At 71.8% G+C, this 18,753-nt stretch carries 16 protein-coding genes; 8 read left to right on the top strand and 8 right to left on the bottom strand.

Annotated elements, in window-relative coordinates:
- Nucleotides 1–13 precede the first annotated feature (13 nt).
- The 4 genes from AB3M34_RS09760 to secD all read left to right on the top strand — a co-directional run bounded on the left by AB3M34_RS09760 (nt 14) and on the right by secD (nt 4,975).
- A complete protein-coding gene (locus AB3M34_RS09760; protein WP_370619429.1) occupies nt 14–613 on the top strand; it encodes a hypothetical protein in 600 nt (199 codons plus the stop codon).
- A gap of 166 nt (nt 614–779) precedes the next feature.
- Complete coding sequence (locus AB3M34_RS09755; protein WP_370619428.1) at nt 780–2,189, top strand: dihydrolipoyl dehydrogenase family protein; 1,410 nt, start codon at nt 780–782, stop codon at nt 2,187–2,189.
- Nucleotides 2,190–2,242: 53 nt separating this feature from the next.
- Nucleotides 2,243–2,602 carry a hypothetical protein gene (locus AB3M34_RS09750; protein WP_370619426.1) on the top strand — a complete coding sequence of 120 codons (360 nt, stop codon included), beginning with the start codon at nt 2,243–2,245 and terminating at the stop codon, nt 2,600–2,602.
- A gap of 66 nt (nt 2,603–2,668) precedes the next feature.
- A complete protein-coding gene (gene secD, locus AB3M34_RS09745) occupies nt 2,669–4,975 on the top strand; it encodes a protein translocase subunit SecD (protein ID WP_370619424.1) in 2,307 nt (768 codons plus the stop codon).
- An 88-nt stretch (nt 4,976–5,063) separates the two neighbouring features.
- Here the strand turns inward: secD and AB3M34_RS09740 are convergent, their stop codons facing one another.
- The 6 genes from AB3M34_RS09740 to AB3M34_RS09715 form a co-directional block, all read right to left on the bottom strand.
- Complete coding sequence (locus AB3M34_RS09740) at nt 5,064–5,594, bottom strand: DUF6636 domain-containing protein (RefSeq protein WP_370619422.1); 531 nt, start codon at nt 5,592–5,594, stop codon at nt 5,064–5,066.
- A 56-nt stretch (nt 5,595–5,650) separates the two neighbouring features.
- Nucleotides 5,651–6,061 carry an SRPBCC family protein gene (locus AB3M34_RS09735; protein ID WP_370619420.1) on the bottom strand — a complete coding sequence of 137 codons (411 nt, stop codon included), beginning with the start codon at nt 6,059–6,061 and terminating at the stop codon, nt 5,651–5,653.
- 35 nt (nt 6,062–6,096) lie between these two features.
- The gene (locus AB3M34_RS09730; protein WP_370619418.1) at nt 6,097–8,718 is read right to left on the bottom strand and encodes an AAA family ATPase; all 2,622 of its coding nucleotides are present in this window, start codon (nt 8,716–8,718) and stop codon (nt 6,097–6,099) included.
- An 11-nt stretch (nt 8,719–8,729) separates the two neighbouring features.
- Nucleotides 8,730–9,872, bottom strand: a complete 1,143-nt coding sequence (locus AB3M34_RS09725; RefSeq protein WP_370619416.1) for a metallophosphoesterase family protein — start codon at nt 9,870–9,872, stop codon at nt 8,730–8,732.
- A 138-nt stretch (nt 9,873–10,010) separates the two neighbouring features.
- Nucleotides 10,011–10,853 (bottom strand): ribokinase, encoded by an 843-nt coding sequence (locus AB3M34_RS09720; protein WP_370619414.1) that lies wholly within the window; start codon nt 10,851–10,853, stop codon nt 10,011–10,013.
- Nucleotides 10,850–11,887, bottom strand: coding sequence for a nucleoside hydrolase (locus AB3M34_RS09715; RefSeq protein WP_370619412.1), 1,038 nt, complete (start codon nt 11,885–11,887; stop codon nt 10,850–10,852). Before AB3M34_RS09715 ends, AB3M34_RS09720 begins: the two co-directional genes overlap by 4 nt.
- A gap of 157 nt (nt 11,888–12,044) precedes the next feature.
- Here AB3M34_RS09715 and AB3M34_RS09710 point away from each other — a divergent pair, with 157 nt between their 5' ends.
- Nucleotides 12,045–12,920, top strand: coding sequence for a hypothetical protein (locus AB3M34_RS09710; RefSeq protein ID WP_370619410.1), 876 nt, complete (start codon nt 12,045–12,047; stop codon nt 12,918–12,920).
- Nucleotides 12,921–12,940: 20 nt separating this feature from the next.
- Entirely contained in the window at nt 12,941–14,161 is a 1,221-nt protein-coding gene (gene tgt, locus AB3M34_RS09705; RefSeq protein WP_370619409.1) for a tRNA guanosine(34) transglycosylase Tgt, read from the top strand.
- A gap of 34 nt (nt 14,162–14,195) precedes the next feature.
- Here the strand turns inward: tgt and AB3M34_RS09700 are convergent, their stop codons facing one another.
- Together AB3M34_RS09700 and AB3M34_RS09695 are read right to left on the bottom strand one after the other, a co-directional pair.
- Nucleotides 14,196–14,915 (bottom strand): queuosine precursor transporter, encoded by a 720-nt coding sequence (locus AB3M34_RS09700; protein WP_370619408.1) that lies wholly within the window; start codon nt 14,913–14,915, stop codon nt 14,196–14,198.
- On the bottom strand, nt 14,912–16,165 hold the full coding sequence (locus AB3M34_RS09695; RefSeq protein ID WP_370619406.1) for a geranylgeranyl reductase family protein: 1,254 nt from the start codon (nt 16,163–16,165) through the stop codon (nt 14,912–14,914). The genes AB3M34_RS09700 and AB3M34_RS09695 overlap by 4 nt, the downstream gene beginning before the upstream one ends.
- Before the next feature lie 181 nt (nt 16,166–16,346).
- Between AB3M34_RS09695 and AB3M34_RS09690 the strand changes: the two genes are divergently transcribed.
- Entirely contained in the window at nt 16,347–17,897 is a 1,551-nt protein-coding gene (locus AB3M34_RS09690) for an ATP-dependent DNA ligase (protein WP_370619404.1), read from the top strand.
- A gap of 112 nt (nt 17,898–18,009) precedes the next feature.
- Nucleotides 18,010–18,735 (top strand): hypothetical protein, encoded by a 726-nt coding sequence (locus AB3M34_RS09685; protein ID WP_370619402.1) that lies wholly within the window; start codon nt 18,010–18,012, stop codon nt 18,733–18,735.
- The last annotated feature ends 18 nt before the right edge of the window (nt 18,736–18,753 follow it).

Genomic DNA, 18,753 nt, shown 5'->3' with positions numbered 1-18,753 from the left:
CTAGGCTGAGCCGGTGGCCGAGTTCAAGAAGCCGCTCGTCGCGGGTCCAGATCTGTTCGCGTCGCGTCCTGGCGACGACGACCCGCTCTCGCGCGCCGAGGCAGGGGCAAGGGTCGCGCACCTGCTGGTACGCGGAGCCCGAGACGCCTCCGACCAGGAGACCACCGAACGCGTGCTGGCCCTTGCCGACGAGCACGGGCTCGACCTCCTCGCCGAGCTGTGGGCGGCGGCTCCTGCCGACTCTCTCGCGGGTGCACTCTGGCGCCTCTACGTGCTGCGGACCTGGGTGCGACGCGACCCGTCACGGGCGGCACGCGAGTTCGACGCCGGCAAGCGACACGCCCCGGTCGACGAGGTCGTCGCCGGCGTCGTCGACCCGCCTGGTCCGCAGGAGGTCGTCGCACTCGTCGACGCGGTCGTCCGGGGCGTCGTCACCAACGATCTCGCGGACACGCTGGACCGCGCCGCGGCCTTCGCACGAATCGTCGGGATCGGGCGCGCTTCGCTGGGCGACGACGACCACGACGACGCCCTCAGCGCGCTCCGGCTCGTGGAGACCGCCGCCGCCCTGCAGCGAGCCGCTGCCCATGAACGGCGTGGAGAGCTGGGTTAGGCTGGGAACCGCGCCGGGCTGCGGTAGCCCCGGGTCCCACATTTAGCCGCTGCGAGCGGCCATGCGCCGTGAGGCGCTTCCCAGCCCGGCGCCTCACCTCACGTCTCGCACCGCCGCGCCTCGCCCCTCTTCTGCGCGAAGCCGACACGTAGGACATGCTCGCGTCATGGATCATGCACAGCCCGAGACTGTCGACGTCGTCGTGATCGGAACGGGTCCCGGTGGAGAGGCCGCCGCCGGTGAGCTGGCCCGCGCCGGACTCTCCGTGGTGGCGATCGAGGCCGCCCTGGTCGGTGGCGAGTGCCCGTACTACGGGTGCATCCCGTCGAAGACGCTCATCCGGTCGGCCGACCTCCTCGCCGATGCCCGATCAGCCGACGGCGTCGCCGGAGACGTCACGGTGACGCCCGACTTCAGCGATGCGTACGCGCGGGTGGCGGCTGTCACGGCCGACTGGGACGACACCGCCGCCGTGGAGCGCCTCGAGAACGCCGGTGCGCGGCTCGTCCGGGGGACGGCGACCATCACCGGCCCGGGCACCGTCAGCGTCGGCGACCGCTCGTGGACGGCCCAGCACGGCATCCTCCTCGACGTGGGTACGCGCCCCACCGTCCCGCCGATCGACGGACTGGCCGACACGCCGTACTGGACGAACCGGGACCTGCTCCGCAGCGCCGAGGCTCCGACGTCCCTGCTGGTGCTCGGCGGTGGCGCGATCGGGCTCGAGCTGGCTCAGGCGTACGCGCGGTACGGCGTGGCGGTGACCGTCGTCGAGGCAGCTCCGCGGCTCCTCGCGCACGAGGAGCCCGAGTCCAGCGAGCTCGTCACCCGAGCGCTCGAGGCCGACGACGTCGACATCCGGACGTCCAGCAAGGTCGTCGAGGTGGCCCACGACGGTGAGCGCTTCAGCGTCGCCCTCGCGGACGGGACGACCCTGGGGGCCCAGCGTCTCCTGGTGTCCTCAGGGCGCACGCCCAACACCGATCGGCTCGGTCTCGAGTCGGTCGGGGTCAAGACCAGCCACGGCTACATCGCCACCGACGCACACCAGCGCGTGCTGGTCGACGCCGAGCGAGGCGACGAGCAGGTCGTCGACGGCCTGTGGGCCATCGGCGACGTCACCGGTCAGGGCGGGTTCACCCACGTCTCGATGTACCAGTCGGACATCGCCGTGGCCACGATCCTCGAGCGCGGTGGTGCCGGCGCGTCCTACCGTGCCCTCCCCCGCGTCACCTTCACCGATCCCGAGATCGGCGCTGTCGGTCTCACGGAGGCCCAGGCCCGGGACAAGGGTCTCTCCGTGCTCACGGGCACCACCGACCTCGCCGCGTCCTCACGTGGCGCCACGTACGGTCCGGGCGCTGCCGGGGTCGTGAAGGTGGTTGCCGACGCCGACCGGCAGGTTCTCGTCGGTGCGACGTCCGCCGGCCCCGCTGGCGGCGAGATCCTGGGCGCGCTGACGGTGGCCATCCAGGCGGAGGTGCCGATCGAGGAGCTGCGCCGGACGATCTGGGCGTACCCGACGTTCCACCGGGCCATCGGTTCCGCCATCGCGGACCTTTCAGCCCCGGAGTGACCGAGATCACCGCGGCCTCCGGGCCCCCATCAGCGTCCGGCTAGACTGCTGCGGTGTTCAGGAACGTGTCCCGTCTGGCTGCCGCGATGCTCGCGGCTGCCCTCTCGGCACTCCTGTTCACCGTCGGCGGCGCCGCCGCCTCCGCCTCGGTGATCGAGCACGCTCCTCGCGGCGCCGAGACGCACCCGGCGCACGACCGCATCGGCCCCCAGACCAAGGGCACGCTGCACAAGGTCGACGTCGGTGCTCGCACGCAGGCCGAGCAGCACGCGCTCGGACCCGACCTCGGCACGGTGCCGCCCCGCGCCGACACGCGCGGGCTGATGCTGGTCACGGACGCCGTGTCGGCCGACCACGCGCCTGCTGGCGGGCGGGCCCCGCCGGCGGACCGCACCCGGGCCCCGCCTCGCTGACGGGTCCACCTCGTCAGCCCTCCGCACACCGTGCGGTCACCCATCGTCAGAAGCCCGGAGCCTTCCGTGTCAGGTCCCAAGTCCCGCGCGCCATTGTGGCGCGCCGTGGCGGCACTCGCCGTCCTCGTACTCTCGGCGATCATCGCCCTGAACTTCTCTCCTCGTCTCGGCCTCGATCTCAAGGGCGGGACGCAGATCGTCCTCGAGACGAAGTCCACCGACCGCGTCACCGCCGACAGCGAGTCGACCGACCGTGCGCTCGAGGTGATCCGAGGCCGCGTCGACTCCCTCGGTGTCTCGGAGCCGACGCTCGCACGCGCCGGTGACACCCGCATCATCGTCGAGCTCCCCGGCGTCCAGGACCCCCGCGAAGCGGCGAAGGTCATCGGCCAGACGGCTCAGCTGTCGTTCCACAACGTGGTGGGCCCTGCCGATGAGACCACCAAGCCCGCCGAGGGCCAGCAGATCGTCGAGGACGAGGACGGCAACCCGATCGTCGTCGGCCCCGTCGCGTTGGACGGCAACGGCGTCAGCAGCGCCGACGCCGAGCAGGAGTCGCAGTCGCTCCAGTGGGTCGTGAACGTCAAGTTCAACGGTGAGGGCGCCCCCGGGTGGCAGTCGCTCGTCGCAGAGGCCTGCGAGAACACCGCCGGCGGTCAGCGGATCGCGATCATGCTCGACGACCGCGTGATCTCCTCTCCGCAGGTGCAGCCCAGCCTCTGCACCGGCGCCGGGTCGACGACCAGCATCACCGGCAACTTCACTGCCGACTCCTCCAAGGACCTCGCCGTCCTGATCGAGGGCGGCGCACTGCCCCTCCCCGTCGAGGTCATCGAGCAGCGCACGGTCGGCGCCACCCTGGGCGATGCCGCGATCGAGGCTTCCGTCGAGGCCGCTCTGTTCGGCGTCGCGCTCACCGCCGTCTTCATCATCATCGTCTACCGCCTGATGGGCTTCCTCGCCAGCATCGCGCTCGGCACGTACGCCCTGCTCTCGTACGCGATGCTCGTCTGGCTCGGCGCGACCCTGACGTTGCCCGGCCTCGCCGGCTTCGTGCTCGCCATCGGCCTGGCGATCGATGCCAACGTGCTCGTCTTCGAACGAGCGCGAGAGGAATACCTGAGGCGGACCGGTGAAGGGCTCTCACGCGCTCTGGACACCGGATACAGCAAGGCGTGGACGGCGATCCTGGACTCCAACGTCACGACGATCATCGCCGCCGGTCTGCTGTTCATCTTCGCGAGCGGGCCCGTCAAGGGCTTCGGTGTCACGCTGACCATCGGAACGATCGCCTCGATGGTCTCCGCGCTGGTCATCGCGCGCGTGCTCACGGACTGGGCGGTCCGCCGCTCCTTCGTCAAGAAGCGTCCGGCGATCACTGGCCTCACCGGGACGGGGAAGTTCCGCGACTGGCTGGTCACGAAGGGCCCCTTCGTGATGGGGCGTGCCGGCACCCTCATCATCGGCACGGTCGTCGCGATCGTGATCGCGATCACCGGGGTCGTGACGCAGGGCCTCAACCTCGGTGTCGAGTTCACCGGTGGCCGCGTCCTCGACTACAAGGTCGGTCAGACGATCTCGGCCGACGAGGCGCGCGAGGTGGTCGCTGACGCCGGCTTCCCGAACGCGGTCGTTCAGGAGTCCAGCGGTGAGTCCGGCGACCAGAACAACATCACGGTCCGCACCGACCAGATCAGCGACGACGAGGCCGCCACCATCGAGCAGGCGCTCGACGAGGCTGCGGGCCCGGTGACGAAGGAGCGCGACGAGCTGATCGGCCCGAGCCTCGGCGACGAGCTGCGCAACAAGGCGATCATCGCGTTCATCATCGCGCTCGGTGCACAGATGATCTATCTGGCGATCCGGTTCCGGTGGACATTCGCCGGAGCCGCCGTCCTTGCGCTCGCCGTGACCGTCACTCTGGTCGTCGGCATCTTCGCGTGGCTCGGCGAACCCGTGGACGGGGTCTTCCTGGCCGCAGTCCTGTCGATCATCGGCCTCGACGTCAACGACACCGTCGTCGTGTTCGACCGCATCCGAGAGAACCTGCGAGAACGCAGGGAGGGCAAGAGTCTGCGACGGGTCTTCAACGACGCGATCATGCAGACGATCCCCCGTACGATCAACACCGGCCTGGGTGCGATCTTCATCCTCGCCGCGCTGGCGATCTTCGGTGGCTCGTCGCTGCAGCCGTTCGCGATCGCTCTGCTGCTCGGTCTGGTCCTCGGCACCCTCGGCACGGTGATCGTGGCGTCGCCGATCGCGTTGCTGCTCGAGGAGAAGTTCCCGAAGCAGACGAAGGAGGACCGCGTCGCGGCGGCCGACCCGTACGCGACGGTTCCGGCGAGCGGTCGCGAGGCCGGCACGCTCTGACAGGTACGCGACAGACGTCACCCGGCCGAGGTCTCACCGACCTCGACCGGGTGACGTCGTCTCAGGCCCCGTCTGGCGCCTTCGGCGCTCAGAACGTGCCGGTGCGTTCGCGTGACAGCGTGAATCCACGGCCCGTGTCGGTGTCGACGCAGGTCACGCCGGTGCGCTGGCTCGTGCATCCGTAGGCTCCGATGACCGTCGAGCGGCCGTACGCGAGCTCCGGCGAGTTGCCGCTCATCGCGGGCACCGCGCAGGCGAAGTAGCCGCCGAACTCATCGAGGACCAGCGCGCCTCCCCAGCCGCCCTCGCACCCCTCGGGCCGCTGCGGAGGTTTGTAGGCGTAGTCCTTGATCTGGCAGCGCGCCCCGTCGGTGTCGAGGCGGCAGACGATGTTGCCCGTCGGACTGCGGAACGCGGGCATCTCGTCGCCCGCCTTGGGGAGGTCCGTGTCGACGTCGTCCAGGGGCAGCGTCGCCGTCCGCGAGGGAGTGGTCGGGGTGGGCGCGTCCGTGGAGCCGGCGTCCGCACTGGCGAGGTCGGATGCGGAGCCGCATCCGGCGAGCGTCAGAGCGATCAGCGCGACTCCGGCGAGAGTCGAGCGTGAGTGTCTGCGGTGCACGGTGGTCCTTCCGTCGTGGAGCGGCCTCGCTGGCCCACTCTAGGTCGACCGTCCGGCTAGGAGGACGTGAGGTGGTCGGTCAGGCCGGCCTGGCCTCGTCGCATCATGGCGCGATGGTTGAGCCGGAACACCGGGGCGAGCAGGTGCCCGGCGGCGTTCATCCAGGGCTCGGTGGTGACGACCTCCTGGGAGTAGCGGAGCGTCGTGGTGCCGTCGGCCGCTGCCGTCAGGCGCCAGCTCGCCCAGCCCTCGAGGTCGCCCGCGATCTCGGCGAGCAGGTGCCCGGCATCGCCATCGACGCGGGTCCGGTGGAGGGTGAGGTGCAGGGTGTAGGGCAGTGTCGAGCGGATCGCCACCCGCGCGGTGTCGTCGTCGATGCCGACCACGTGTCGGACGTCGGGCCACCAGGTGGCGTAGCGCTCGAGGTCGGCGACCGTCTCGAAGGCCCGCGCGACGGGCGCGGCCACGTGCCAGATGCTCGCGAACGAGTAGTGCCGGGGAGTCACGCGGTCACGAGCCGGGCCGTGCGGGCGCTGCCGACGCTGTCGAAGCGGGACGGCTGGCAGGTGAGAAGAACGACCTGCGCCGACCGGCCCACGTCGTTGAGGACGACGGCGAGCTGTTGGAGTCGCTCCGGGTCGGCGAAGCCCATCGTGTCGTCGAGGATCACTGGGGCGCCCCCGTCTCCAGCGACGAGCTGGGCACAGGCCAGGCGTCCGAGGACGCCGAGCTGTTCGCGAGCGCCGCCGGACAGCGAGCCGAACGGCACCGTGCGGCCTGCCAGGGTGCGGGACTCGATCGAGAGGTCGGTGCCGATCGAGACCTGGAAGTCGGGTCCGAACACCACCTGACCCATGCGATCGATGCGCTCCCTGAAGGGGGCGACGTACTGACGCTGCGCCTCGTCGCGGTGACGCCTCAGCGTCGACCGCAGGAGGTGCACCGCCTGCGCGGAGCGGTGCACGCGCAGGTGGGTCGACCGCGCTCGGTCGAGGGCCGCCTCGACGTCGGCCAACCGGTCGTGGATGCCCTCTGCGGCTCGGTCGTCCAGCAGGGTCTTGAGCTCGACGCGGCGGGAGGCTGCGCGATCCAGCTCAGCATCGACGCGCACGACGAGGTCGCGGACGTTGTCGAGCTCCATCGCGAGAGTCGCCGGGGACGCCGCCTCGAACGCTGCCCGCGCGGCGTCGCGCGCCGCCGTCACGGTCGCCCGTGCGCCGTCGGCCTCGGCCACTGCTCGCTCGAGGCCCGCGTCGGGCCGGCCGTCGCGGGCGGCCGCAAGGCGGGTCGTCGCGCGGTCGAGCTCGTCGTGTGCGCTCTCGAGCTCCTGTCGCGCACGGACCGCGGCCTCACCGGTCGCCGCCAGCAGGTCGCGTGCGGTGTCGTGAGCGACGCGGGCCGCCTCCGCAGCGGCTTCGGCCTCGTCGGCGGCCTCGCGGGCGGCGTCGTAGGCGCTCTCGAGGGCGTCTCGCGACGAGCCCTCGCTGTCGCTCAGCTCGTCGCCGCTCGACGCGGTGCCGTCGGACTCGGCGGCGGCGAGCCGCTGCTCGAGCGTGGCGAGACGCACCTCCAGCTCGTCGAGCGTGGTGCTGTCGAGGGCTTCGGTGAGCGTGGTCTGCGCCGCGTCGTGCCGCGCCTGCGCCGCCCGCCGCCTCTCATGGGAGGCTCGCGCCGTCGCGAGGGAGTCGACGCCCGCATCGCGCAGCGCCGCCTCGAAGGCCTCGCGGGCCTCGGCGACGCGTCCGTCGAGGTCGGCCGGTGGGGTGCCCGGGCTGATCACGACGTCGACCACGCCGTCGATCGTGACCCGGACCTCGTCGAGGACCGTCGCCTCGTACGGGTCGTCGCCGACGAGATCGTCGCCGACGCTGACGGGGTGCGCACCGTGTGCGCGGATGCGCAGACGCGTGGCGGCGGCGTCGCGTGCACCCTCGGCGACCTGACAGGTGGTCGCCAGGTCGGTCAGCTCCGCCAGCACGAGGTCGTCGACCAGGATCGACGCGCTCTCCGCGCGGGCAGCCGTCTGGGCGGCGCTCGCGTCGCGTGCACGGCGGACCCGCTGGGCGAGGACGCGTCGCTCGGCGCCGTCACGGTGTCGTGAGAGAGCGTCGGCCACGGCGTCCTTCGTCCGGCGAGCCGACGTCGACCGCTCTGTCGCCGCCGCGGCGAGCACCCGTGCGTCGTCGGCGGCCGCGCCGGACTCGGCCAGAGCCCTCACGGCGGTGTCGACGCGCATCTGGACGTCCTCCACCGCGTCAGCGCGCGTCCTGAGGTCGTCGACCAGCGAACGACGCGCAGCCAGGTCGCGCACAGCCTGGGCGTGGCCGCTCTCGGCGACGCGAACGGCGTCCTCGGCGCGGGTGAGCTCCTCGCGGAGCGTGTGCAGGGCACGCACGGACTTCTCCGCCTGGGCGAGCCGCGCCTGCGTCTCGACCTCGAGCGTCGAGAGCCGGGCGAACTCACGCTCGTTGACGTTGTGCTCGGCGACGTAGCGGTCCATCTCGGCGCTCCGCGCGTGCAGCGCGGCAGCCTGCTCCTCGAGGGCGGCGATCTTCGTCGCGGACTCCGCGTAGTCGCCGCGCTGCTTGCCGCCAGGGGTGAAGTAGCGCGCGTACTCGTCGTCGACCGCGGTCATGAGCGCATCGTGGTCGCCGGTCGCTCCGGCGGAGTCGTCGAGCGCTTGCTGGAGTGCGGAGATGTGGGCGAGCGACGGCTGGTCGAGCGCCTGGCCCTGGATGACCTCGAGCGCGTTCCAGAGGTCGACGTCGACGGTCTCGGCGAGGATCGCGTCGAACCGCTGGTGTGCCTCGTCGCCGCTGAGCTGCACCGGGACGGGCGCGCGGACCTCGAGCTCCGTCATCGGCCGGCTCAACCACCGCTTGCGATAGACGAGCGCGTACGGACCGGTCTCGAGCTCGATCTCTGCCTCGGGGCCGACGTCGCGTCCGACCGGCTGGAGGTTGCGGACGGCCTGGCTCTTGGCACTGGACTTGGTCGTCCGCAGCAGCCGGATCGCCTCCGCGATGGACGACTTGCCCGACTCGTTGGGGCCGACGACCACCGTGACGCCCGGGGCGAACGTCACCGTGCCTTCCTCGACGCCGCGGAAGTTGCGCAGCGTCACCCGAACGAGCCTCACCGGCCTGCACCCGCGAGCCGATAGAGGAGGCCGAGCGCATCCTGCGCGACAGTGTCGGCGGAGCTGTGCGCCGACTCGGGCCGTGAGAGCTCGGCCAGCTCGTCGAGCGCGTCCTGCGCGAACCCGCTCAGCCCGAGATCGGCGAAGTCGTGGTCATCGGGCAGCACCGCCAGGTCGGTGTGTCGAGCCCAGACGTCGAGATGGGCGAAGAGGTCGCCGGCCTCGTCCAGGACGGCGTCGAGCCTGGCCTTCGACGACGTGGAAAGGGTGCCGGCCAGGGCGAGCCAGACCGCTCGACACTCCTTGTCGGGGATCGCGCTCAGCAGATCGGCGAGCCGCTCGACGTCCTCGAGGGACTCGAGCCGCTCCTCGAGCACGTCGAAGCTCCATCGCCCGACCCGCCGAGGAGCCACGGTCACCTCGTGCGTGCCGGGATCGACGTCGATCACCAGCACGTTGCCCGGATCGTCCTCGACCCTCGCCGTCACCTCCGGAGCCCCGGCGTACCAGATGCGGGGCTCCACCTCGGTGGTCGAGTGGCGGTCGCCCAGCACGGCGACGTGGGCGCAGCCGCCGTCGAGGACCTTGGTCAGCGTCGGGACGTCGATCGCCGCGAGCGCGTCGCGGTCGGGGTTGAGCGTGCTCGTGACACCGTGGCCGGCGACCACCCGCACCAGGCCTTCAGCCATCGGCTGGAGCCCTGAGCACGCGTCGGCGACCAGGTCGCGGGTCGGATGCTTGCCGAACCAGGGTGCCCCCACGATCTCGACCCCGTCGACGACGGTGAACGGAGCGGCGTCACGGAGCACGTGGACGTGGTCGGGGCGTCGATCGCGGAAGACCGGCGCGTCGTAGATCGAGGCGGCGTCGAGCGGATCGTGGTTGCCCGGGAGCAGCACGACCGGCACGGAGAACGCGCGCAACGCCTCGAACGTCTTGGCCACGATCGCGCGGTCGAGCTGGTTGGACTCGAAGACGTCACCGCAGACCACGACGAACGACGCCTCGGTCTCCGTCGCGAGCTCACCGATCCGACGGACCGCGTCGAGCCGCGCCTGGTGGAACCGCGTGCGCGCCTGGTCGCTGAGGAACCGGGCGGTCATGCCGAGCTGCCAGTCAGCGGTCGCGATGAAGCGCATGCCACACCTCCGGGGTCGAGCGAGCCTCCGAGCAGGCTCGTTCCGACCCTAATGAGCGCGAGGGACACAATGCGGGACCCGCGCCGAGGCTGGGGACGACCAATGGCTGGGGACGGCCTCCCGCGGCCGCACACCCTGTCAGCCCGTCGGTTGCGCACCCGTCCACTGCGTCGCAGCGGCTCCGGCGTCGACCGCCGCAGCGAGCGCGGCTCCCCGGTCGAGCCCCCGTGCGAGCCCGGCAGCGAGCGCGCCGGCGAAGGCGTCACCCGCACCCGTGGTGTCGAGCGGCTCGACCCGTCGAGGCTCGGCCGAATCCTCGCCCCAGCGCGCTCCGCGCCCACCGAGCGTGACGCAGACGGACGCCGCCTCACCGGAGAGCTCCTCGTACGCCTTCGCCTCGTGCTCGTTGACCAGCAGCGGGTCGGCGAGGTCGACCAGCCACGCAGGGAGCGGCCGTACGGGTGAGGCGTTGAGCACCAGACGCGTGCCCGCCGAGCGGGCGATCGCCGCCGCAGCCTCCACGGCGTCCTCCCCGACCTCCAGCTGGACCAGCAGCACGTCCGCCGCTTCGATCACGGCGGCCGCAGCACGGATGTCGGCCGCCTCGAGCCGGGAGTTGGCTCCCACCGCGACCACGATCGTGTTCTCGCCGTCGGCGTCGACGACGATGAGCGCCGTCCCCGTCGGCGCGCCGGGCGTCGTCAACAGGTGGGAGACGTCGATCCCGGCCGCGGAGAGGTGGTCCCGGTACGCCCGCCCGTCCTCGTCGTCTCCGACCCTGCCCACCATCGTGACGTCCGCGCCGCACCGTGCGGCGGACATCGCCTGGTTGGCACCCTTGCCGCCGCGGAGCCGTACGAGATCGTCCCCGAGCACCGTCTCCCCCGGCGCAGGGTGCCGGTGGACCCCGGTGACGAGGTCGACGTTCAGGGAACCGACGACCGCCACGCGCCCGGTGCCGTCGCCACGTGGCGCTGTCACCGCTGGACCGCGCGCGCCGTGTCGTCGGTGTGGGACGCCTGCGGCCGCGCGCCGATCGTCGTGAGGAACAGGTCGCGGGTCGCCTCGACGTCGACGTCGAGAGCCACGTCGACCAGGTGCCCCAACGAGTCGACGCCATGGACGCTGTCCTCGCCGAGGACGTACCGGCGGTCCACGACCGTCTGCCCCCGCGTCAGTCCCGGCGCGAGCGAGACGTGGACCGGCCACCGGTGCGTCGTCAGGAGCTCGGGTCGCGCGACGGCGCACACCGCGCCCGCGTCCCCGATCAGCCCGCCGTGGCCGACGCGAGGGTCGGAGCGGATGACGGCGTGCGAGTGGGCGAGCAGCCTGCCCGCCAGCGCGACCGCGGGGTCCGGGTCGTCGCTCAGTGCCTCGTACGTGTCGGGCTCGACCACCACCCGAGAGAAGACGTCGAGCCCGTACATCGTGACCGGCACCCCGGCCCCGAGGACGATCGCAGCGGCCTCCGGGTCGTGCCACACGTTGAACTCCGCCACGGCCGTCGCGTTTCCACCTGCCACCGCGCCGCCCATCGCGACGATCCCGGCGAGGTTCTCCTTGACCTCCGGGTAGGCCCGCAGCAGCAGCGCGATGTTCGTCATCGGGGCGAGCGGCACCAGCGTGACCGGTTCGGGCGAGTCCAGGATCGCCAGCCGCATCAGCTCGAGAGCGCCACCGCCGTACGGGGTACGCGACGACGCCGGCAGGTCCTGGTTGCCGAGTCCGTCCGACCCGTGGACGTGGCGTGCGTCGCGTGCCAGCTCGAGGAGGGGATGCTCGGATCCGCGGCCGACGGGGATGTCCGGGGCATCGAGGACGTCGAGGACCGCCAGCGTGTTGGCGACCACCTGGTCCACGTCGGCGTTGCCGGCGACGCAGCTGATCCCCCGGACGTCGAGCGCCGGGTGCCGGACCGCGAACATCACGGCCAGCGCGTCGTCGACACCGGTGTCGACGTCGAGCACGACCGGGTGCGGTTGCGTGGTGGCTGGTTCGAGCGGAGCGTTGCTCATGGGGTCACCGTAGTCGGGCAAGGCGTGTGCCCGACCTCACTTGGGCCGCGCGGCCGACTTGGCTACCGTCGAAGGTTGGCGTGATCCACCCGGAGCACGCCGTCCGACTCCTCGGCGACGAGGCCTGCACGACGCGAGCAACCGCGGGAAGGGACGCATGGCGGCCAACCAGACCGACTCCGACGACGACACCGGTGTCCTCTCGGGCATCTCGACGAGCCAGGTCGCGGGCAGTGCTCTCGCCGCCGTGACGGCTGCTGTCGCGGGCTCGTGGCTCGGCGTCGCCGGGACGCTCATCGGTGCCGCCGTCGGTTCCGTCGTCGCCACGCTCGCCGGCACCATCTACACGAACTCGATCCGCAAGAGCCACCGCATCGCGGAGGCCGCCCGCCTCGCGAGCCTCGCCACCCTCGCGAAGCGCGCCCCGACCGGTCCCGGGGGCACCGGCGTCCTTCCCGTCCCCGAGGCGCTCGACGCCACCGGCCAGCCGGGCGACGGCGGCGTCGAGGACGTCGTCGACGCCGAGACGACCGCCGACGAGATCGCGGCGGAGGCCGTCGAGGCGGCTGAGGACGAGTCGAGCACCCTGGTCACGTGGCGCGGCGTCCTCGCGGCAGCCGTGGTCAGCCTCGTCCTCGCGCTCGGCGGGATCTGGGCGTACGAGACGATCGTCGGCCATCCCCTCGGGGAGAGCGGCGGGTCCGGCACGACCTTCAGCAACGTCGGCAGCACCACCGACAACGACGACGACCGCCGGGACCGGCGCAACGACGAGAGCCCCGAGGACCCCGCGCCCACCGGCGTACCCGACGGAGTCGACCCGACCGAGCCGCCGAGCAGCGATGCCACGGAGGAGACCGAGGCACCTCCGACCACACCGGAGTCGTCCACCCCGACGACGCCGACGCCCACGCCGACAACACCGTCACAGACGCCGGACACCTCCGGCGGCGACGAGGGCGACCCCTCGCTCGGCCAGCCCACGCCGCTCCCTGAGGACGGGGCGGCAACGCCGTCGTCGGTCGACGGCTGACGCGCTGGTTTGATGGACCGGTGACGTTCTCCTTCTCCGTCGGCGACCGCCTCGCCGACTCCGTCGACGGCGCCCAGGGGCGTACCGGCGTGATCTCGACCCCGCACGGCGACATCGCGACGCCCGCCTTCGTGCCCGTGGGCACGAAGGCGACGGTCAAGGCCGTGCTGCCCGAGACGATGAGCGACCTCGGGTCGCAGGCGCTGCTCGCGAACGCCTACCACCTCTACCTGCAGCCCGGATCCGACATCGTCGACGAAGCGGGTGGTCTCGGGGCGTTCATGAACTGGCCGGGGCCGACCTTCACCGACTCGGGCGGATTCCAGGTGCTGTCGCTCGGCGCCGGGTTCCGCAAGGTGCTGGCGATGGACACCACCGGACGCAAGTCCGACGACGTCATCGCCGAGGGCAAGGAGCGCCTCGCGCACATCGACGACGAGGGCGTGACGTTCAAGAGCCACCTCGACGGCTCCAAGCACCGCTTCACGCCCGAGGTGTCGATGCGGATCCAGCACCAGCTCGGCGCGGACATCATCTTCGCGTTCGACGAGTGCACGACGTTGATGAACACCCGCGACTACCAGGAGCGGTCGGTCGACCGCACCCAGGCGTGGGCCGCACGCTGCGTCGCCGAGCACGAGCTGCTCACCGCCGCGCGGGCGGACAAGCCGTACCAGGCGCTGTTCGGCGTCGTCCAGGGCGCGCAGTACGAGGACCTAAGGCGGCAGTCGGCGCGCGGGCTCGTGGAGCTGGGGTTCGACGGGTTCGGCATCGGCGGGGCGCTCGACAAGGAGCTGCTCGGCACGATCGTCGGCTGGGTGTGCGAGGAGCTCCCCGAGGACAAGCCGCGCCACCTGCTCGGCATCGGCGAGCCGGACGACCTGTTCGCCGGGGTGGAGAGCGGCGCCGACACGTTCGACTGCGTGAGCCCGTCCCGGGTGGCGCGGTCGTCGCGCGTCTACACCTACGACGGGCAGCGCAACCTGGCGGTGGCGGCGTCCCGTCGCAGCTTCGCGCCGATCGACGAGGAGTGCGACTGCTACACGTGCACGCACTACACCGAGGCGTACCTGCACCACCTGTTCAAGGCCAAGGAGTACAACGCGGGCACCCTGGTGACGATCCACAACGAGCGGTTCATCGTGCGGCTCGTGGACCGGATCCGCGCCTCGATCTCCGACGGGACCTACGCGGAGCTCAAGGCAGAGTTCCTCGGGCGCTACTACGCGTCGCGGGCGTGACGACCGCCCTTCTCACTCCTCAGGCCGTGTCTCCTCAGTACGTGGGTTCGCGGGACTTCAGCCAGCGGATCACGAGCATCGTCAACGGCATCACCACGAGCTCGACGCCGACCTTGTAGACGAAGCCGACGATCGCGTAGTTCCAGAACTGCCCCATCGTCGTGATCCCGATGACGGAGGCGGCGATCGCGCAGAAGATGAGCGTGTCCGCGAGCTCCCCGACGCCGGTCGACGTGATGAGCCGCGCGAAGAGGCCGCGCTCGGCCGTACGCGCCTTCATCCGCACCAGCACGACACTGTTGAGCAGCTGTCCGACGACGTAGCCGGCGAGGCTCGCCAGCACGATCTGCGGCACGAAGCCCAGCACCGCCTCGTACGCCGCCTGGTTCTCGTAGAACGACGCCCCGGGCGCCTGCTGGACGACCCAGAACGTCACCGCCGCGAGCAACGCCATCGCGAAGCCGGTCACGATCGCACGGCGCGCGGCCCGGAAGCCGTACACCTCGGAGATCACGTCGCCCAGGATGTAGGCCAGCGGAAACAGGAGCGCACCGCCGTCGGTGATGACCGGCCACACCTGCAGGCTGCCGATCGACCAGCTGCCCGACCCGAGCTCGATGCCCTTCGTGGCGACGATGTTGGAGACGACCAGCACGACGCAGAAGGCCGCGAGGATGACGTCGAAGTGCGTCGATCCGCGGGAGGCGTAGCGGACCTTCGTCTCCGTCACGACCTCTCCGGTCGCGCCGCTCATGCGAACGGCCTGCGCTGGTCGAGTCGCAGCGACATCCGGCCGGCCCAGCGCCACAGACGGGCGACAGCGTCACGGTCCTCGTCGGTCACCAGGTTGCCCATCAGGCGCAGTGCGACCGTCATGAGCGCGTACGAGCGCATGCCGACGGGTCCGCCGTACGTCACGACGCCCGGCACGGTCAGCAGCCCGGCGAGCCGGCGCGCGATGGAGAACGCCTCGCCGTAGTGCTCGCGGAGGACCGCGGGCCAGGCGGTGCCGAGAACGGCACCGGAGGCGAGCTCCTCGGCGACGAGCCGGCCGGTCTCGAGACCGTAGTCGATGCCCTCGCCGTTCAGCGGGTTCACGCAGCCTGCCGCGTCGCCGATCAGCGCCCAGTTGGGGCCGGCGACGCCCGACACTGCCCCACCCATCGGCAGCAGCGCCGACGTGGGGGCGCGCAGCTCGTCGGCGAGCTCCCACTCCGTACGGCGCAGGCTGGCGTAGTGCTCCATCAACGGGCGCAGCTGCACGTTCGCGGGGCGCTTCGAGGTGGCGAGCGTGCCCACGCCGAGGTTCACCTCGCCGTCGGCCAGCGGAAAGATCCAGCCGTACCCGCTCAGCAGGGCGTCCTGCTCGTCGCGCAGCTCGAGGTGGCTGGAGATCCAGGGGTCGTCGCTGCGGGCGGACTTGACGTACGACCGGCCCGCCACGCCGTAGGCCGTGTCCCGGTGCCACTCGCGACCGAGCACGCGCCCCAGGGGTGAACGCACGCCGTCGGCGACGACGAGGCGGTCGCATGCCACGTGGTGCAGGCCCTGAGCGGTCTTGAACACGACCTCGGTCACCCGCTCGCCGTCCCGGACGACGTCGACGGCTCGCGCCGCGTCGAGAGGCGTCGCGCCGGCGTCGAGGGAGGCCGTACGGATGTGGGCGTCGAGCTCCGTGCGTGGCACCGCAGAACCGTGGTCGGGCAGCGAGCCACCGGGCCACGGGAGGAGGAGGGTCTGGCCGAACCCTGCCGCGCGCAGACCGCGGTTGGTGCCGTGACGACGCACCCACGGGCCGAGACCGAGCCGGTCGAGCTCGGTGATCGCGCGGGGCGTCAGGCCGTCGCCGCACGTCTTGTCGCGGGGAAACCGGGCCGCGTCGGCGATGACGACGTCGAGCCCGTGGCGGGCGGCCCACGCAGCGGCGGCGGAGCCCGCAGGACCGGCACCGACGACGAGGACGTCGGTGCGGGTGGGCAGGCTCGTCGTGGGGTCGGGGCTCACGTGCTCGATTCTGTCATCCCGGGGAAGCGCGATCGTCCCCCGACCGGCGCGTCGGCGGTGAGTGTGGTCCCACGACGAGCGCCGCCCGTGGGACCAGGCTCACCGCTTCTCGCGTGGGTCGCCGGCCGCTGCCCGCACGCGCCGCGGCGTCGGCCTGCCCGTGTCAGTGCGGCGCAGCAGAATGGGTTCCGTGCTCCTCGCCGACGTCGTCGCCACCTCGCGGACCGTTGCCGGCACGCGATCGCGCCTGGCCAAACGATCCGCGATCGCAGGCCTGCTGCGCCGTACGGACCTGGGCGACCTGGAGGTCGTGATCACCTATCTCGCCGGCGAGCTTCGCCAGCGCCGTACGGGCCTGGGGTGGGCGTCGTTGCGCGACATGCCGTCACCAGGTTCTGAGCCGAGCCTGACCGTGGGCGAGGTCGATGCCACCTTCGCGTCGATGGCGGCGATGTCGGGCCCCGGGTCTCAGGGCGAGCGGGCGGCCGCGGCGACCGCGTTGTTCGGCGCGGCGACGGCCGACGAGCAGCGGTTCCTCGCCGGCCTGGTCTCCGGCGACGTGCGCCAGGGTGCCCTCGACTCGATCGTCCTCGACGCGCTCGCCGAAGCCTCCGACGTCCCCGCGGCCGAGGTGCGTCGCGCGGCGATGCTCCAGGGTGCGACTCCCCCGGTGGCGCTCGCCGCGATGACGGGCGGTCGCGACGCCGTCGCTGTGATCGCGGTGCTCTCCCCAGGACGCGCCGTACGCCCGATGCTGGCGTCGTCGGCGCCCGACCTCGCCGCGGCGCTCGACAAGATCGGCCCCGGCACGACCGCGTCGGTCGACACCAAGCTCGACGGCATCCGCATCCAGGTCCACCGCGTCGGTGACGACGTCCGGGTCTTCACCCGCAGCCTCGACGACATCACCGAACGCGTCCCCCAGATCGTCGCGACCGTCCGAGAGCTCGCTGTCGACCCGGTCGTCCTCGACGGCGAGGCGCTGGTGATCGAGCGCGACGGGCGTCCGGCTCCGTTCCAGGACATCGCCTCGCTCGGTGCGACCCACCCGCGCGACACGGCGCCCGACCTGCGGTCGGGGGACGACGTACGAGTCCTGTCGCCGGTGTTCTTCGACGTCCTCCACGCGGACGGCGACGACCTCCTCGACCGCCCGCTGCGTGAGCGCCTCGAGGTCCTCGGCCGCATCGCGCCGAGCCTCGGCGTCCCTCGCCTGCGGACCGCCGATCCCGAGGAGGCACAGCGGTTCTTCGCCGACGCCGTCTCGTCCGGATACGAGGGCGTGGTCGTGAAGTCCCTCGACGCCCCGTACGACGCGGGCCGGCGCGGAGCGGCCTGGGTGAAGGTCAAGCCCCGGCACACCCTCGACCTGGTGGTGCTTGCCGTGGAGTGGGGGTCGGGGCGCCGCAAGGGGTGGCTGAGCAACATCCACCTGGGTGCACGTGACCCCGAGGGTGGGTTCGTGATGCTCGGCAAGACGTTCAAGGGCATGACCGACGAGATGCTCGCGTGGCAGACGGAGCGGTTCCGCGAGCTCGCCAGCGGACCGGCAGACGGTCACGTCGTCCCCCTTCGACCCGAGCAGGTCGTCGAGATCGCGTTCGACGGGGTGCAGCGGTCGCCGCGCTACCCGGGCGGTGTGGCCCTGCGGTTCGCGCGCGTGCTGCGCTACCGCGACGACAAGACGCCGGCCGAGGCCGACACGATCGACGCGGTCCGCGCACTTCGCTAGCCGCGGGTGAGCGCGCAGACACGATCCGGCAACAAGGTGCCCTATATCGTGTACGCAGCCGCGTCCCGGCGCCTACAGTGCATCCGTCCCGTCCCCGCCCTCGGAGTGAGCCATGGTCATGCAGCCCCACAACTGGGCACTGCTCGCCTACACGTTGGCGTCGGTGGCGATCGCCGTCGTGCTCGTCGTGGTGATCCGGCGAGGCCGCTCGGTCGGCGTCCTGGTCGGCGTGCTGCCGCTTCTCGTCACGGTCGGGCTGACCTACGACAACCTCATGCTGACGTTCGGCAGCTCGTGGGGCGAGAGTCGCAGCCTCGAGCTCGCCTCCTACCCCCGGTACCTTCTCCACGCACTCTTCACCCCGCTGCTTGTGGTGTTCGCGGCGCGCGTCGCCCACCGGTGGGACGTCCCCGGCTTCCGTGGACGAGCCAGTCTGTGGTTCTGGTCGGTGGTCACCGTCGCGATCATCGCCCTGGCGCTGTCCGGCGAGGTCGCGATGCACCTGACGCCTGTGACGAAGGACGGTGTCCTCAGCTACAAGCACCTGGACGGGGCGCCGCCGTTCCCCGAGATCGCCACGATCGTCGCGCTCCTCGTCATCGGCGTCCTGATGGCCCGGCACGCCCGGTGGCCGTGGGTGCTCGCCGGTGCTGCGCAGATGTTCGTCGTCGCGGCCGCCGCCGCCTCGAACGCGATCATCACGAACCTCGGCGAGGTCCTGCTGCTCGCGACCATGGCGGCCACCGCGTACGAGGCGGTCCGCCGCGCGAAACTTGCCGAAGTGACTCGCCTGTCCGACGACACCGCGTCGACCGACGCCGTACGCTCCGCGGGCTGAGGAACCGGCGAACAGGCG

Source organism: Mumia sp. Pv4-285 (genome assembly GCF_041320275.1).
GTDB lineage: Bacteria > Actinomycetota > Actinomycetes > Propionibacteriales > Nocardioidaceae > Mumia > Mumia qirimensis.
This window is presented reverse-complemented; position numbering and strand designations above follow the sequence as displayed.